Below are 16,717 nucleotides of genomic sequence, written 5' to 3'. Positions count from 1 at the left end.
CCTTCAAGAGCACCTGGTTCGAGAATCAGAACAAACCGTTGCCTCCCGGAATACCGAAAGCCTCGGCCCCTGCCCACAAAACAAGAACGCAGCCGACTACACTCCCCCAGTGTGTGGAGAAACTCACGGCTGCGTTTCGCGCCGGCCCCCGGGCCGACGATGGCGGGATTGTACCACGCTGGCGCGCGGCCTCCAATGACAAACCCGTCAATCGGCCGGTGGCGCGACGCGGGTGGTGTCCGCGGGGGCCGCCGAGCGCCCCCCCTCCAGCAGCGCCCGGCGGCGCTGCGCATCCTTCACCTCCGCCGCCGTGTAGCACCGGCCGAGTTCGGTGTAGATCATCACTTCGATGCCGGGATCGTCGGACGGCGGCGGTTCCGCGGGGGGCACGAACAGCACGTCGAGATCGGGGCTCTCCAGGAAGAGCCGGATCGCGCTGCCCTGTCCGAGTGCGGCGTGCACGTTGCGCCAGTTGGCCAGGATCTCGGGGTAGGGGTAGACCAGCACCATGCGTCCCGGTTGGCCGCGCAGCGCCGAGCGCGCGAGTATGTCGTCGCGCATCCGTCCTGCGAGCATGGCGCGGCGCAGCACGAAACTGCGCGGCATCTGGAAGGACTCATCCACGATGGCGGTGGTGTTGGCCCGCACCGACACGCTCGACACCACGCACACCAGGACGGCCATCAGCGCGAGCGCGGCGTGCACCGTGCGCTCCGACCCCGCGCGAACCCGCGCCAGCAGGTCGTCCACCGTAACCGCGGCCAGAAACCACAGGCCGATGGCGGGGACATAGAGGTGAAACGAATGCGTGTGATCGCGCACGAACAGCACCGGCGCGAGCAGCGCGAGGAATGTTCCCAGCCCGAACGCGAGTTCGGCGAAGCGGCGCCGGTATAATAGATACCCCGCAACGGCGATCAGCACCGCGTGCGACGCGGTGAACCCGGCCGGCAGACCGTACGCGGGAAAGACGACCCACAGCGCGTAGGCCAGCCCGGTGTACTCGCGCAGGTTGCTGAGCACGTGCGTGCCCAACCCCATGGCGTAGGGGCCGGAATCCGGCACGCCGCGTACCCCCAGCGTGAACAGCAGGTAGAGCACCAGGATCACGGGCTGCTCCCACAGCCGGGCGCGGGCGGTGGCGACGGTGGCGCGCGCGCCGCGGCGCATCGCGCTCCATGCCAGCAGCACCAGCGGCGCGGCCAGCGTCTGTTCGTAACTCGCCAGCGCGAGCACCAGCGCCAGCGACGACGCCACCCGGCGCCGCACGCTCCCGCCTTCGAGCGCGTCGATTCCGTAGATCAGCGACAGCAGCATGAACCCGCAACCGATCAGCTGCTGCACGCACGACACCCACGCCACCGCCTCCAGGTAGCCCACGTTGAATGCGAACAGCGCCGCCACGAAACGGCTCACCGCCGCGGAGATCCCCATGCGCCGCAACAGCACCGCAACCAGGATGGCGTTGGCGGCATGCAGCAGAATGGAAAGCACGTGGAACGCCACCGGGTTCAATCCCAGCAGCGGCCAGGTCACGAGGAAATAGAGCCCCTTGGTCAGCGGGCGGAACTGTCCGGGACGGGCTTCAAAAAACGTCCCCACCGCGGAGGCGAAGCCATGCGACGCCTGTTCCAGCAGGATGAAGTCGTCCTGCGCAAAGTAAAAACGGGTGAGCGGCCAGAAGCAGACGAGCGTCAGAAGAACGACGGCGGCATCGAAAAGGAGCGGGGTGAGTACCCCGCGTCGCACTCCCGTTGCAGGAGCGCGCTTGGAGTCGGCCTTCTTCGCGCACATAACGAGCGGGCAGTATAGCACGCAGCCCGCGCGGGCGAAGAAAACGCCGCGACGGACCGGACCGGCAAGCCAGTGAGCGAGCCGGTGGCCGGTGCCGTCGCGGCGGGAAGCGGCGACGACGTGGGGGCGTGCGGAGCGCCGTGGCGGTCGGTGCCACGGCGTCCCGGCACACGCCGCCGCCTGCAGTGCGCCCCGGACAAAGTAGTGGGCGCCCGACCGACCTGACCTACCAGCAGCCGTGCATGGACGGTCGCGGTTCGGGGGCGAGCGCCCTCCACGCCGCGATCAGCGCGCGGCACAGAAAGCCTGTCAACGACGGTCATTTCCCGCCTCATATTGAGAAGCGCAATCGGGACAATTTGCGGGCAGCCGTCAGCCCGGGGAAACGCAGAATGAGTGGGCGCAGCGATGGGTGCACTTCGGCGCGTGCCTGCGATGAGGCGGCGACGCCCGGCCGGGGTGGCGCTCAGGCGTTCTCGGTGGTGCGCCTGAGTTCGCGTGCGTGCGTGTACAACTCGGCCGGCGTCATGCGCTTGAGCAGGACGAGGCCGCGCGTGGCGCGGATCAGCGCGCTGGGGTGCTGGTAGAAGAAGTCGCGGCCCAGGCAGGCCTTGACCGTGCGGTACTGGTCCACCTGGATCTTCTGGGCGAGCTCACAGAAGGGGCCGTCGTGGTCGGGGCTGGGAAAGGACGCCTCGCGCTGCGAGCTGAACGTATTGAGGAACGCGCTCTCCTGCAGGGCGAACATGCCCATCGACACCGGCACGAAGAGGTCCGCTTCCGCCGGATGAAACCGGTACCACACGTTGCGGTAACCCAGCACGGTGATGTCACGCTCGCTCTCTTCTTCATATAACTTGAGCGATTCGCACGTGGCCTGCAGCGCCTTGTAGTGCGTGTCCGGCCCGCTCGCTTCGGGGTCGAGCGCGAGGGTGATCACGTCGGGTTTTACGTCGCGCATCAGCTCGAGGAGGTGCGGGACGTCGCGATCCAGCGTGGGCTCTCCGGTGAAGATCTCGCCGGTGTAGAACTCCAGCCGCAGGTGCCGCACCGAATCCCCCTGCCACCCGAAATAACCCCACAGGCACTCGGCTTCGAACTCCCGGCACATCCCCTTGAGCTTCTGCGCGTGATCGACGTCCTTTTCGCCCGGGTATACCGACTCGAAATAGGCGATCAATTCCGTCACCCGCGCCGCGACCGCCGCGGCATCGCTCTTCGCGAACAGCTCCACCAGGTTGCGGTACAGCCGGCGCGCCTCGGCCTCGTCCTGCATGGAACGGCGCTTCGCCGCCAGGCCATCCAGGTAGTGCCACACGTCGCCGTTGCGGTGGGCGTCGTTGGCGGGGTCGAAGTATCCCTTCGCGTCGAGCGTCGCGAACGAGGCCGACTGCATGAACGCCTGCAGGTTGCGCAGGTGGCGCAGCATGAACGTGCGCGTCACCGCGGTGAACCCGCTGGTGAGGGTGGCGAAGTAGTGACGCGTGGTATGATCGCGGATGTGGCGCGCAATCAACGGCAGGCACCCCAGCATGAGATCGTCGTGGTGGGGTTCGGTGTGCAGGAAGGTGGTTTCGCGCCATATCTGCGATCCCTCTTCCAGACGATCCCGGAGCCGTTGCGCGGTGCCGCGGCCCAGCTTGCGGGCACCCCCGGGCCGCCTGGCGAGCAGCGCGGCGGCGGTGGGATCTGAGCGGAAGTCGTCCTCGCTGAGATCCTCGATGCGCTTGTCCCGGGCCATGGCCAGGTCGATCACGATGCGGTCGGCGTGGGCATCGCTCACCACGCTCGCGTCATTCACCGCGAGTAGCTGGCGCGCTTCCAGGTTCTTCGCCGCGCCCCGCGTGAGGTAGAAGCGGGCGTTGGACAGCACCTGCAACGCCGTGGCCGGGTAGCGCACGTGTCGATCGTGCTGGATCGCGTCGCGTACGATGTCGGCCTTGGCCTCGCCCGCGGCCATGATGATGGCGGTGCAATCCGGGTTGTACGTGATGGTGGCCGGCCCGATGGTGATGACGAGACGCTTGCGCGCCACCTCGATGCCCCCCAGGTCGGTGGCGGCGGCGGCCTGGGTTTCGTAGTTCACCTCGCACAAGCGTGTGGTGGCGTGCAGGTCGGAGCCGCGAACGTTGAAGCCGATGTGCCCGTCCGGCCCGATGCCGCCCAGAAAGAAGCCGATGCCGCCCAGGTCGCGGATGCGTTGTTCGTATTCGACGCACCACTGGTCGATGCGCTCGATGGTGTCGCGCTGGAATTGCTCGAGCTTGGACACGGCCATGCGCAGGCGCAGGCTCAGGTCCACGGCGGCGCCGGGCCAGATGCTGGCGAGGCTCTCCCCCGGGGCCAGGCCGATGCGGCTGCAATCGATGAACAGGGCCCGCTTCGGGTCCAGGCCGAAACCCCCCATGTAGAAACGGTTTACGTAGTAGTGGAAGCTGTTGTGCTGCGCGGGGTCGATGGGATAGAACTCGTCGATCTGTACGAAGCGCAGGCCGCGCATGTCGCACTTCTTCGCGGCATCGACACCCGATTCGGCAAGTTCGTGCCGGACCGCCTTCTGCTTCCATCCACCCAGCAGGCGATTGACCTCGCGGATGAAGTGCTCGGGGGTGCGGCCGGTGGGAAGCGCGATGACGCCTTCGGGGTTGTCCTGCACCCATTCGATGAAACGCAGCGCGGCCAGGTTGCCGAGCGCGGGAAACGAATCCACCACGATCACACCGATCTTCTCGGCGGGCGGGTAGGCCAGCTCCCTCCCGGATCGGGCCAGGGCCTTCTGTTCAACGGGTGACGTCATGGTGGTTCGCTGCCGGGCGCATCATAGCACCGGCGCCCGTCGCGACAAATCGATGAAATCGGCTGTGATTTTGTGCTATGCTAAGCGTCCCATTCCTTGGCGGGGTGGGGCGACGGCGCCCCGGGGCGCCGTCCCTCGTGATCCCCGAAAACATATCTTCTTGATTTACTCGATGTCTCTGAGTCGGTCGAGTTCCTTCTCCCGAGAGGTACGATCGTGAAGCGCTTCCCTGTCGCCGTAGTCGTTGCTCTGCTCCTGCTGTTCACCGTAAATCCCGCTGAAGCAGCCAAGTTCATCTCCGGAACCATCGCCAGCAATACCACGCTGGATACCGTCGGGGGCCGCGTCTACCAGGTCACCGGGCCGATCACGGTGAACCCGGGTGTGACCCTCACCATCAGCCCCGGCGTGGTGCTAAAGTTCAACCTGAACACGTATATGACCGTGAACGGGAAGATCGTGGCGGCGGGCGGATCCACCCCGGATTCGCTGATCTATTTTACATCGATCCGCGACGACAACGCCCCCGCGCCCGCCGGTGAGGACACCAACGGCGACGGAGGGACCACCACCCCGGCCAACAGCAACTGGTACTACGTCTACTTCACCGCGGGCTCCGACGACACCAGCATCCTCAAGCACTGCGTCCTCCGCTACGGCGGCGCGGGCGCCACCGGCATGGTCCTGTGCCAGGACGCCAGCCCCACCCTGGAGGACTGCGACCTGTCGGCCGCCTACTATGGTGTGCGCTGCAACGGCGCCTCCAAACCGATCATCCGCGACACCTCGATCAACGCCATGACCGATGTGCCCATCGCCATCGAGATTCAGGCCGACCCGGTGCTGGACAACCTGGCCTTCGGGTCCACCCAGGACAACGGCTTCGACGCGCTCGGGCTGCTGGGCGGCACCCTCACCGGGGCCAACACGCTGCGCATCCGCGGCGCCACCCTGGGCGTCACCCCGATTCCCAACCTGGTCTACATCCTGATTTCCGACTTCACGGTGGCAAACGGGGGTTCACTCACCATCCAGCCCGGCGTGGTCGTCAAGCCCAAGGCGGGCGTGAACGTGCTGGTGCAGGGAACACTCACCATGGACGGCACCGCCAACCCGGACAGCCAGATCGTATTCACCTCCTTCAAGGACGACACCTACGGCAACCCCAACGACACCAACAACGACGGTTCCATCAGCGCCCCCGCGCGCGGCGACTGGGGACAGATCGAATTCCAGCCCGGATCGAGCGGGTCGGTTTCCCGCGCCATCATCAAGTTCGGCGGATCCAACAGCGCCGAGGGCGTAATTCGTTGCATGAACGTGAGCCCCCCCATTTCCGACTGCCTGATCTCCGACACGTACTTCGGCATCGAGCAGAAGGGTACGGCGAGTTCGGTCATCACCAACGTCACCATCAGCAACTGCGCCAAGACGCCGATCTACATGTCGACGACGGCCAATCCGACCTTCGCCGGCCTGACCTTCAACAACAACACGCTCACCGCACTCGGCATCATCAACGAGACGGTCTCCACCAACTCGGTGCTCAAGGTGCGTAATGTTGCAGGCTACAACAACATCACCTACTGGCTGTCGGGTACGCTCACCATTGCGGGGGGTTCGCGGCTGCGGGTCGAACCGGGCGTGGTGGTCAAGGTCGACCAGTACTACATGGACATCAACATCGACGGGGCCCTGACCGCCGATGCCAAGCCCGAGAGCCTCATCGTCTTCACCTCCCGTCCCGACGACGCCTGGGGCAACCCGGCGGACACGGAGAACAACGGCGGCGCCACGGTTCCCGCCCCGAACAACTGGGGCCACATCAAGTTCTCCGCCACGTCGAATGACGCCCAGTGCATCCTGGACAACTGCGTGCTGTCATATGGCGGCTACGACCCCCTGGGTGCCTACCGCGGTGTGGTGTGGTGCAACAGTGCATCGCCGACCATCACCAACTGCCAGTTCAAGACCAACACCATCGGCATTACCACCGACGGCAATTCGGCGCCGACGATCGCGACCAACGACTTCTTCAACCACAGCAGCGTACCGCTGGCCACGTCGGTGGTGTCCGACCCGCAGTACTCCCTCAACACGTTCAGTCAGAACGCGTACCACGCCGTGGGCATCCTGCCGGAGACGCTCTCACAGAACGCCAGACTGGAGAAGATCTTCGTGGGTGGGCCGCCGCAGTTCTCGCAGTACTTCCCGTACATGCACCTGGGCACGCTCACCATCGGCACCGCCGCCAAGTTGACCATCGATGCCGGCGTGGTGGTGAAGGTGCTGAGCGGCAACCCCATCACCGTCAACGGTGCTCTGGACATGCTGGGCAAGAGCATTCCCGACAGCATCATCGTGTATACTTCCATCCACGACGACTCCAAGGGCGGCGACTCGAACGTCAACGGATCGTCCACATCGCCCTCCGCGGGCAACTGGAGCTCCATCCAGTTCAACAGCACCGCGACCGCCAGCCTGATCGAGCACTCGCTGTTCCGCTTTGGCGGCTCCAACTACGTGATCCGCATGGCCTCGGCCAGCCCGACCATCCGTAACTGCGAGTTCGAAATCAACACCTGGGGGCTGTGGATCCAGAACACGTCCAACCCGGTGGTGCAGAACAACCTGTTCCGGCTGACCACGTACCTGCCGGCCTCCTGTTCGATCATCGCCAACCCGGTGTTCTCCGGCAACACACTGGACAACAACGGCTACGACGCACTGGGCATGATCGGCGAGTCCCTGGGTCAGGACGCAACCGTGCACAAACGCAACTTCGCGGGTTATTCCAACATCACCCGGATCCTCGTGGGCGGGAGTCTCAACGTTAACTTTGGTGTGACACTGACCATCGACGCGGGCATCGTGCTGAAGATGGGTCGGATTGGCTACGAACCATTCAACGGTTTCATCGGCGTCGACGGGGCTCTGGATGTCAACGGAACCCTGGCCGAGCCGGTCGTGTTTACGTCCTCGGTCGACGACGAGTACGGCAACCCGCCGGACACCAATAACGACGGCGCGCTTTCGCTTCCGGCCGCCGGCAACTGGCAGTACATCGAGTTCCGCGACGTCAGTACCGACGCAAACAACATTCTGCAGCACTGCCTGTTCCGTTACGGCGGCTACAACAGCTACGCGATACGCATAGTGACTGCGGGGCCGACGTTCCAGGACTGCACTTTCTACCGGAACAACAGCTACGCCATCCGCATCGAGGGTGCCAGCAACCCGGTGATCAACGCGTGCGTCTTCGACTACCACACCATCACCCCGGTGCAGATGTCGCTCATCAGCAATCCCAGTTTTGTGGGGGCCAACCAATTCAACCCCACCAACACCTACCGGGCCATCGGCGTCATCGGCGAGACCCTCGCCCAGGACGTCCTGTGGAAGCGCCGCAGCGTGGGGTCCATTGCCAGTGTCCCCTACGTACTGACCGGAAACCTCACCGCGGGATTGAGTTCCATCCTGCGCATCCAGCCCGGCGTGGTAATCAAACCCACCTCGGGGGTCGGCATCACGGTGCAGCGGGGTCTCATTGCGGAGGGCAAGGCGCTGCCGGAGAGTCTCATCGTATTTACCTCTCCGCGCGATGACTTCTACGGCGGGGATACCAACAACGACAGCACGCTGACCAACGGCAGCTCGCTGCGCTGGGGCTCCATCCAGATCGCCAACGAGGCCATCGACGACAGCACGCGCTTCAGCTACTGCGTGTTCCGCTACGCCACCAACAGCTCGACCATCGGCGCGGTCAACGTGACCAGCGCCCATCCCGACTTCAACCGCTGCATCTTCCAGCAGAACGGTGTCGGCGTGAACTTCAACGGCGCCGCAGGCGATTCCACCAAGGGCAAGATCGAACGCTGTGACTTCCTGGACAACACGTACTACGGCGTCAAGAACACGGGGCTGAGCTTCGTGGTGTCCGCCAAGAACTCGTGGTGGGGCGACGCCAGCGGTCCGCTGGACAACTCCGACGACACCAGCACCGGTGGCTGGTACAACCCCACCGGTCTCGGTGACCCGGTCACCAACAAGGTGGACTACACCGGCTGGAAGACCGGCGGCGTGCAGAACCTCCTGCTCGGCGACGTGAGCCTCAACGGTGAAGTGCGCGCGTTCGACGCTTCCCTGGTGCTGCAGCACCTCGCACTCCTGATAACGCTGAGCGCGCAGCAGCAGACCATCGGCGACGTGAACTGCAGCAACGTGTTGAGCACGCTGGATGCATCCTTCATCCTGCGCTACGTGGCCGGACTCCTCTCCTACTTCCCGTGCGCGCTGGCGGGCCCGGAGGGCAGCCCCGCGCTCCCGGTGGTGGCGGACGGGCTCTACCTCCCCGGCTCGGGACACGGCAACTTTGACGTCCGTCTCCCCGCCTTCACCCTTGAGCCCGCCAACGAAACCACGGTGCGCGTGGAAGTCGGCGGCGACGGCGAGTTGCTCGGGCACGAGTACCACTTCGAATACGACCCCAACCTGGTCGAGGTCGCGGGCGTCCGCCTCACCAAAGACGCGGAAGGTGCCATGCTGTACTGGAAGGCGGACACCGAGGGCCACCTCCACGTCGCGGTAGCGGCCATGGACCTGCTCCCGGTGAAAGCCGCGGTGGAACTGGTGCTGCGTCCCAGGGGCAATCCCGCGGACGGAACCCGCGTGGCGTTCGACTTCACCCGTGTGGTACTGAACGAGCAGAACCTCACCGATGTGGCCCTTTCCGACGGCGGCACCGTGAACGTGTCGCGCAAGCTCCCGGGGGAGTTCGCGTTGATGCAGAACCGGCCCAACCCGTTCAACCCCACGACCACCATCGAGTACGCGATCCCGGCATCGGCCAGTTCGCTGCGGGTGAGCGTTTCGGTGTTCGACGTGGCCGGGCGCCTGGTGCGGACCCTGGTCGACCGTACCGAGGCACCGGGGCTCCACAGCGTGGTGTGGGACGGACGCGACGATCGCGGCGTCGCGGTCAGCAGTGGTGTGTACTTCTACCGGATCAACGCGGGCAGCTTCCGCGCCGATCGCAAGATGGTGCTCCTGAAGTAACAACAACGGGAAGACACCTCAAGAAAGAAGGAGCCCATCATGCGGATCGCAATACTGGTTCTGAGCGCGGTGCTGACGCTGGCCGCCGGGCCCGCCCGCGCCGTCACCCTGGACATCGGCAACGGGGCCGGCACGGTGGGAGACACCGTGCTGGTCGCCATCACCACCACTGACCTCACCGGCCAGGGTGTGTACTCGTACGAACTCGCGGTCACGTGGAATGGCGCGCAGGCCACCGCCATCGGTGCGCCGGTGGCCGGCACCGTGACCAGCGCGTGGGGAGCGGTCACCGCGAACCCCACGCCGGGAAGGATCGAGGTGGCGGCGGCGGGCGCCACGCCGCTTGCGGGGGCGGGCAACCTGCTCTACCTCCAGTTCGTACTCGGGCCCGGCTCTGGCACGGTGACGCTCACCTTCAGCGAGTGCTATTTCAATGAAGGCTCACCCACCGCCACGCTCGTCAACGGGCAACTCAGCATCACGGCGCTGCCGGTGGTGAACATCTCGCCCAATAGCGGTATCGTGCTGGTGGGCGAGACGCTGGCGTTTGGCGCAAGCGGTGGAACCGCGCCGTACACCTTCACCACCTCCAACCCCGCCATCGCGACCTTCGGGGGTACGTCCACGCTCACTGGCGTGTCACCGGGTTCGGTGACCGCAACCGCAACCGACCAGAACGGTATCAGCAAGACAACGAGCGGGGTCGTGCAGGTGCGGGCGCTGCGGCTCACGGTGGGAGCGGGGGCCGGGGCGCCGGGGGATACCGTGCTGGTTCCGGTGAGCATCACCAACCCGGTTCCCTACGCCATCAAGTCCGCCGAGTTCGAGGTGACGTATAATGAGACCTACCTCACCGCAACCGGCGCTTCCCAGGTGGGAACCATCGCGGCGGCCGCGGGCTGGGCAGCACCCACCGCGGGCATTTCGTCCGGCACCATCCAGGTGGCGCTGGCGGGGGCGAACAACCTGGCCGGGCCGGGGGTACTCACCTACCTCAAGTTCGTCATCGACCCCATCGGCTTCAGCACCAGTTCCCCGCTGTCCGCCGTCAGCGGGCTGTTCAACGAGAGCTACCCGTCGATCAACGTCAACGGAACCGTGTCGGTGACCGTACTCTCGACCATTACCGTGTCTCCCAACACGGCCACCATCGTGAAGGACGACCAGTTGCAGTTCAACATCTCCGGCGTCACCACACCGCCGGTGACGTGGGGTGTCACCAACCCGGTGGTGGCCAGCATCGATGCCACGGGCAAGCTCACCGCCAAGGCGTCGGGCGTCACGCAGGTGCACGCGACCGACAACCTCGGACGCACGGACATCACCGACATCATCACCGTCTGCGACCTGTACCTGAACGCGCCTTCGCAGTCCGTCTTCTACACCCAGCCCACGGCGGTGGCGATACAGCCGGACCGCAGCCTCACCGGCCTGGGAATCTATGGATACGAACTCACCCTCTCCTTCGACCCGGCCAAGGTCTTCGTCGTCGGGGTCTCCACCGCCGGCACCGCCACCGCGTCGTGGGGAACCCCGGTTTACAACGCATCCATACCGGGCAAGGTAGTCGTGGTGCACGCCGGGTCGTCGCCGCTTTCCGGCGTTCTGCCGCTGGTCAAGGTGCTCTTCCAGTCGCTCGTCGCAACCAACGGCTCGCAGACCACACTCACCATCAGCAAGATCCTGTTCAACGAGGGCCATCCCTGCGCGCTCGTGGGCGCGGGTTTCCTGGTGGTGACCGGCGTGGGTGACACGCCACCAGCGCCGCTCTTCCTCGAGCAAAACATCCCCAACCCCTTCAACCCGCGCACCAGCATCCTCTACCGGGTGCGTGACGACGGCGGGGCGACGTTGCGCATCTATGCCATGAACGGATCGCTGGTCCGCACGCTGGCCGACGGCGGGCAGCGCGCGGGCGTGTTCAATCGCGTGGAGTGGGACGGGACCGACGACAGCGGGCAGCGCGTGGCGAGCGGGGTCTACTTCTACCGGCTCGAGAGCGCCGGCGAAGTCCTGACGCGAAAAATGGTGCTGCTGAAGTAAACGCGGCGATTCCCTCGCCGGGGCTTGATTGCCGAACGGCCACGCTCACCCGGGCGTGGCCGTTCTTTTTGAGGCTACAGCCAGCGCGACTCGCCGCCGGCGTAGAACTCCTTCTTCCAGATGGGCGCGCGGCGCTTGAGCGCCTCGACGATGTCGCGCAGTGCGTCGAAGGCCTGCGCGCGGTGGGCCGCCGCCACCGCCACCAGCACCGAACTCTCCCCCGCGCGCACCAGCCCGGTGCGGTGCACCACGCGGGCGGCGTGCAGGTCGTGCCGCGCGGCAGCGGCGCGCAACACGGCCAGCATCTCGCGCTCCGCCATTTCCCGGTAGCACTCGTACTCGATCGCCTCGACGGCGCGGCCCTGGTTGTCCGCGCGCACCACACCCCGGAAGAGCGCCACCGCGCCACAGGTGTCGTCCGCGATGCCCGCGGCGGGATCGTCTCCGATGGGCGTGTCGACCATGCGAACGACGAATCGTTTCGGGTGCTGCGTCACGCTCATCCCCCGGCGAACGGCGCCAGCACCGCCACGCGGTCGCCCTCGCCGGGCACGTGGTCGGCGGAAACAAAGGATTCGTTCACCGCGAAGCGGTATGGCGGGAGTGTCGCGGCGTCCACGCCGCGCGCCGCGAAGAACCCGGCGGCAATCTGCGCCACGTTTGCGTCGTCATCGGCATCGACCAGGCTGCGATCGGTTCCGCACGCCTCGCGCAGGCTGGCAAACAGGAGCAGTTCGATGGTCATGGCCGCGGGTCCTTTTCGTTGCCGGGCTTGCCGCGCTTCTTGAACGACGCCAGCATCGCCGTGGCCAGCGCCAGCAGGATCTCGTCGGCGAACGGCACCATGTCCGGCACCAGCACGTCGATCAACAGGAGCGCTCCGGTCAGCATGACCAGCTTCGGAAAGCGCAGCGTGGCGGTGTACTCGCGAAAACGCGTCATCAGCGGTGTGTTCATGGCATCATCCCCCGGCGTGCGAGAGCGGGAGACATTGCACCCGTGTTCCCGCCGCCACCTGGTTTCTCTTCGAACCCTTCTTCGCCGGCGGCAGGATCACCAGGTGTGTCGCGTGCCCCAACGGTGTCGACATGTGTGAGCCCTGGCGGGCAAAGACCTGCACCTTGGACGGCGCGCCGTCGGGCACGCGCGCGCGCAGCAGGCGCCAGCGACGGGGGTTTGCGGTGGCCGCGTTCATAAGGACCTTGCGTTGCAGGGCGGGGACGGGCCGCGCGTGTCCAGCGAGCGCGCGCAGCGCCGGCAGCACGTGCATGCAGAAGCACACGAAGGCGCTGGCCGGATTGCCGGGCAGACCGAACACCATGCGGCGGCCGCGCATTCCAAAGTAGAGCGGCCGGCCGGGTTGCTGGCTCACGCCCCAGAAGACCTCGCGCACACCCAGCGTCGGCAGTGCCCCGCGCACGAAGTCGCGCGGACCCACCGACACGCCACCCACCGTGATCACCACGTCGCTGTGCGCCAGCGCGTCACCAATGGCGCTTTCGATGGCGCGCGCGCTGTCGCGTACGCGGCGCACGCGTTCCGGCTCGATGCCCGCCTGGCGCAGGAGTGCCGCCAGCATCGGCAGACTGCTGTCGTAGACCTGTCCGTGCGCGAGCGCGCGCCCGGGCGCGATCACCTCATCGCCGGTGGTTATGACGGTCACGCGCGGCGCACGCACCACGCGCACGTGGCTGCATCCGATTGCGGCCAGGCTCCCCACCGCGCCCGCGTGGATCACGCCGCCACGTTGCAGAATGAGTGAACCAAGGCCTATCTCTTCTCCCTTGTAGCGCACGAACTTGCCGCGCGCCACCGCGGTCCGCACCACAAGATTGCGCCCCGCCACGCCGACCACCTCGATGGGCAGCACGGCGTCGGCGCCCCGCGGCATTGCGCCTCCGGTGGCCACCGCCATCGTCTCTCCCGCGCTCAGCGCGCGCGGGCGGGGCCCGCCGGCGTGAATGGCGCCCGCGATGCGCAGCAACACCGGGCGCGCCGCGGTGGCGCGCGCGCAATCGCGCGCGCGCACCGCGTAGCCGTCCATCTGCGAGTTGTCGAAGGGTGGCAGCGCAATGCGCGAGCGCACGTCTTCGGCGAGGACGAGACCGAGTGCGTCTTCCAGCGCGACGCGCTGCGCCACCAGCGCTTTGCACGCCGCAAGCACCCGGCGTTGTGCGGTGCGCGGGGTGATCATGCCTGCCACGCGCCCCACAGCGTGCGCAACGCCACCGCAATCAGGAGCAGCGAGAGCACCTGGCGCAGGCGCAGCACCGGCAGCCCGCGTGCGCCCAGCCGCGAACCAATCTGCCCGCCGATGACCGCGGCGAGGAGCAGCGGTACCACCGCGACACCGATAAGAAGCCCCTTGTTGACCTGCCCGGCCAGCCCCGCCACGGAGTTGGCAAACGTGAACACCGCCACCATCCCGGCCGCACCGCGCGCGTCGGTCCAGCGCGCCAGCACCAGCACGCTGGCGAGAAACACCCCGCCCCCGATGCCCACCAGCCCGGCCACCAGCCCCAGTGCGGCACCCACCGGAACCCCCAGCGCCCACGCGCGCGCCGCGCTCATGCGGCGCAGTTCGCGCGCCGCGGGTGTGGCCAGCATGCGCACGCCGGCGGCGAGCAGCGCGAGGCCCAGGATGAGCGCGAAGGGGCGCGGCCCGATGGGGATGCGGCCGCCGAGGTACGCGGCGGGAATGGACGCGACCACAAACGGCAGGCACGCCCGCCACGACACGTGGCCCGCGCGCCGGAAGTGCCACACGCCCCCGGCGGTGACCAGCACGTTGCAGGCGAGACCCACCTGTGGAATGGCGGCGTACGGAAACCCCATCACGGCGAGTGCGGCCACGTACGCCGAGCCGCCGCCAAGGCCGACCATCGCGTACACGACCGCGATGGCAAAGAACACCACCGGCACCCACAGGGGGATGGTTTCCATCACGCGGGCGGGTGTCCCTCTCCGCGCATCACCGCGAAGGCGTGGAGGAGATCGGGCAGGAGTGCGTCGAGCGAATCCGCGACACCGGACGGAGAACCGGGCAGGTTGACGATCAGGGTGCGCGCGCATACCCCCGCGATGCCGCGCGAGAGCATGGCGCGCGGCGTGCGCGCCTGGCCGTGGGCGCGGATGGCTTCCGCGATGCCGGGCAGCTCGCGCTCGATCACCGCACGCGTCGCCTCCGCGGTCACGTCGCGCGGGCCCAGGCCGGTGCCGCCGGTGGTGACCACCAGGTCGACCTCGCGTGCCACCAGCGCCTTCAACAATTCGGTGATGCGCGCGGCATCGTCCGGCACCACCTCCAGCCCGGCCGTGACACCGAGTGCGGCGAGGCGTTCCACCGCCACCGCCCCCGAACGATCCTCGCGCTCGCCGCGCGACACACCGTCCGACGCCACCACCACCACCGCCTTCAGCGCGGACGGCACACTGCGCGAGCGATCGGAGCGGCCGCCGGTCTTGGTCTCCAGGTGGATGCGCTCGATCACCAGTTCGCGGTCGTCGGGCTTGAGCATGTCGTAGATGGTGAGTGCGGCCACCGACACCGCGGTGAGTGCTTCCATCTCCACGCCGGTTCGCGCCACCGCCTCAACCGTGACCGTGATGTCCACGGTATCTCCCTTTGCCTCGAGTACAACGTCGACCGCATCGATGGGCACGGGATGGCAGTACGGAATGAGATCGGCGGTCTTCTTGACCGCGGACATGGCCGCCACGCGCGCCACCACCAGGATGTCCGGCTTGGAGGTTCGATTCTCGCGCAGCCGATCGATGGTCTCTCGCGACGCACGCACGCTGCCGCGCGCAACCGCGCGCCGCAGGGTGGTGGTCTTGTGGGTGATGCGCCGCATTCAGCCTCCGATGGAACGAATGGGCGGCCCGCCGGCACCCGCGAGCCCCGCGGCGTCCATGCGCGCCAGCGGCACGTCGTTGAAGGCGCTGCCGCGCGGCTTGTTGCGCACCGCGGTGAGGAGCGCCTCGCGAAGGGTCGCGTCGCTCTCCCCCGCGCGCAGCAGCGAACCCAGGTCCACCGCGTAGTCGGAAAACAGGCAGGGGCGCAGGCGCCCGTCGGCGGTCAGGCGTATGCGCCCGCAGGCATTGCAGAACGGATCCGACAGCGGCGCGATGAACCCCACGCGCCCGCCGCCGTCGATCATCTCGAAGGCGCGCGCCGGCGCGTCGTGGCGCGGCAGTTCGCGCAGCGCGAAGTGCTTCTCCACCAGCGCCTGCACATCCGGAATGGGATACACCGTGTCCTTCTCCCACCCGCCGCCGCACAACGGCATGAACTCGAGGAAACGAACCTCCACCCGGCCACTGCCGGCCAGCCTTGCAAAGGCGATGATCTCCTCGTCGGGCATGTCGCGCAGCACCACCACGTTGATCTTCACCGGGAAGCCCGCGTCGATGGCGGCGTCGATGCCCGCGCGCACGCGCGCGTAGGTCTTCGAACCGGTCACGCGCAGGAAGCGCGCCGCCTCGAGGCTGTCGAGGCTCACGTTGATCCGGTCCAGACCCGCCCGGTGCAGCGGCGCCGCCAGCTCGGCCAGCCGGCTGCCGTTCGTGGTCATGGAGAGCTGCTCCACCCCGTCGATGGGGCGCAGCGCGCGCACGACGTCGAGGATGTCACGCCGCACCAGGGGTTCCCCGCCCGTGAGGCGGTAGCGCGAGACGCCGAGTGATGCGGTCAGCCGCACCACGCGCGCGAGGTCGGTCACGGACAGGAAGTCGCCGCCTGGCAGGGCGTCCAGCCCCCCGGGGGGCATGCAGTAGGTGCAGCGGAAGTTGCAGCGGTCGGTCAGCGAGACCCGCAGCGTGGTCACCCGCCGCCCGTGCCCGTCCTGCAAGCACCCACCCTGCCGATCCTGTTGTTCCATGGTCCCTTACTGTAGCCGACGCAGCGCCGGGCGCTCAAGGACATGCTCAGGTCACAATATATCACGATATTAATATCTGGTTGGCTTAAACAACCTCCCGCCTCTATAATCCTCCCGTCAGGCCGCGCCGTTCTGCTCTGCTCGAATC

Annotated in this window: 11 protein-coding genes; 2 read left to right on the top strand and 9 right to left on the bottom strand. The window is 67.0% G+C overall.

All coding sequences use genetic code 11. The features are described 5' to 3' along the window. Positions 1 to 207: 207 nt before the first annotated feature. Positions 208 to 1,749, bottom strand: a complete 1,542-nt coding sequence (locus tag OEX18_10330) for a MarR family transcriptional regulator (GenBank protein ID MDH4337656.1) — start codon at positions 1,747 to 1,749, stop codon at positions 208 to 210. Positions 1,750 to 2,260: 511 nt separating this feature from the next. Further along, a complete protein-coding gene (locus OEX18_10325) occupies positions 2,261 to 4,591 on the bottom strand; it encodes a glucosamine-6-phosphate deaminase (protein ID MDH4337655.1) in 2,331 nt (776 codons plus the stop codon). Between the two features lie 216 nt (positions 4,592 to 4,807). On the opposite strand from OEX18_10325, the gene OEX18_10320 reads away from it, so the two are divergent. Then, on the top strand, positions 4,808 to 9,646 hold the full coding sequence (locus OEX18_10320) for a T9SS type A sorting domain-containing protein (protein MDH4337654.1): 4,839 nt from the start codon (positions 4,808 to 4,810) through the stop codon (positions 9,644 to 9,646). A 39-nt stretch (positions 9,647 to 9,685) separates the two neighbouring features. Next, positions 9,686 to 11,689, top strand: coding sequence for a cohesin domain-containing protein (locus OEX18_10315; protein MDH4337653.1), 2,004 nt, complete (start codon positions 9,686 to 9,688; stop codon positions 11,687 to 11,689). A 74-nt stretch (positions 11,690 to 11,763) separates the two neighbouring features. Here OEX18_10315 and OEX18_10310 read toward each other — a convergent pair whose 3' ends face one another. Genes OEX18_10310 through moaA form a run of 7 tightly spaced genes read right to left on the bottom strand, consistent with a single transcriptional unit; the run spans position 11,764 to position 16,569 of the window. Beyond that, a complete protein-coding gene (locus OEX18_10310; GenBank protein MDH4337652.1) occupies positions 11,764 to 12,186 on the bottom strand; it encodes a molybdenum cofactor biosynthesis protein MoaE in 423 nt (140 codons plus the stop codon). A gap of 2 nt (positions 12,187 to 12,188) precedes the next feature. Beyond that, complete coding sequence (locus OEX18_10305; protein ID MDH4337651.1) at positions 12,189 to 12,434, bottom strand: MoaD/ThiS family protein; 246 nt, start codon at positions 12,432 to 12,434, stop codon at positions 12,189 to 12,191. Next, a complete protein-coding gene (locus OEX18_10300) occupies positions 12,431 to 12,646 on the bottom strand; it encodes a hypothetical protein (protein ID MDH4337650.1) in 216 nt (71 codons plus the stop codon). Before OEX18_10300 ends, OEX18_10305 begins: the two co-directional genes overlap by 4 nt. Positions 12,647 to 12,650: 4 nt before the next feature. Continuing rightward, on the bottom strand, positions 12,651 to 13,883 hold the full coding sequence (locus OEX18_10295) for a molybdopterin molybdotransferase MoeA (GenBank protein ID MDH4337649.1): 1,233 nt from the start codon (positions 13,881 to 13,883) through the stop codon (positions 12,651 to 12,653). Beyond that, complete coding sequence (locus tag OEX18_10290) at positions 13,880 to 14,632, bottom strand: sulfite exporter TauE/SafE family protein (protein MDH4337648.1); 753 nt, start codon at positions 14,630 to 14,632, stop codon at positions 13,880 to 13,882. The genes OEX18_10295 and OEX18_10290 overlap by 4 nt, the downstream gene beginning before the upstream one ends. Continuing rightward, complete coding sequence (gene moaCB, locus OEX18_10285) at positions 14,632 to 15,543, bottom strand: bifunctional molybdenum cofactor biosynthesis protein MoaC/MoaB (GenBank protein MDH4337647.1); 912 nt, start codon at positions 15,541 to 15,543, stop codon at positions 14,632 to 14,634. Before moaCB ends, OEX18_10290 begins: the two co-directional genes overlap by 1 nt. Continuing rightward, entirely contained in the window at positions 15,544 to 16,569 is a 1,026-nt protein-coding gene (moaA, locus tag OEX18_10280; protein ID MDH4337646.1) for a GTP 3',8-cyclase MoaA, read from the bottom strand. Between the last annotated feature and the right edge of the window lie 148 nt (positions 16,570 to 16,717).

The sequence above is a fragment of the Candidatus Krumholzibacteriia bacterium genome, from assembly GCA_029865265.1.
Classification (GTDB): Bacteria; Krumholzibacteriota; Krumholzibacteriia; order WVZY01; family JAKEHA01; genus JAKEHA01.
This window is presented reverse-complemented; position numbering and strand designations above follow the sequence as displayed.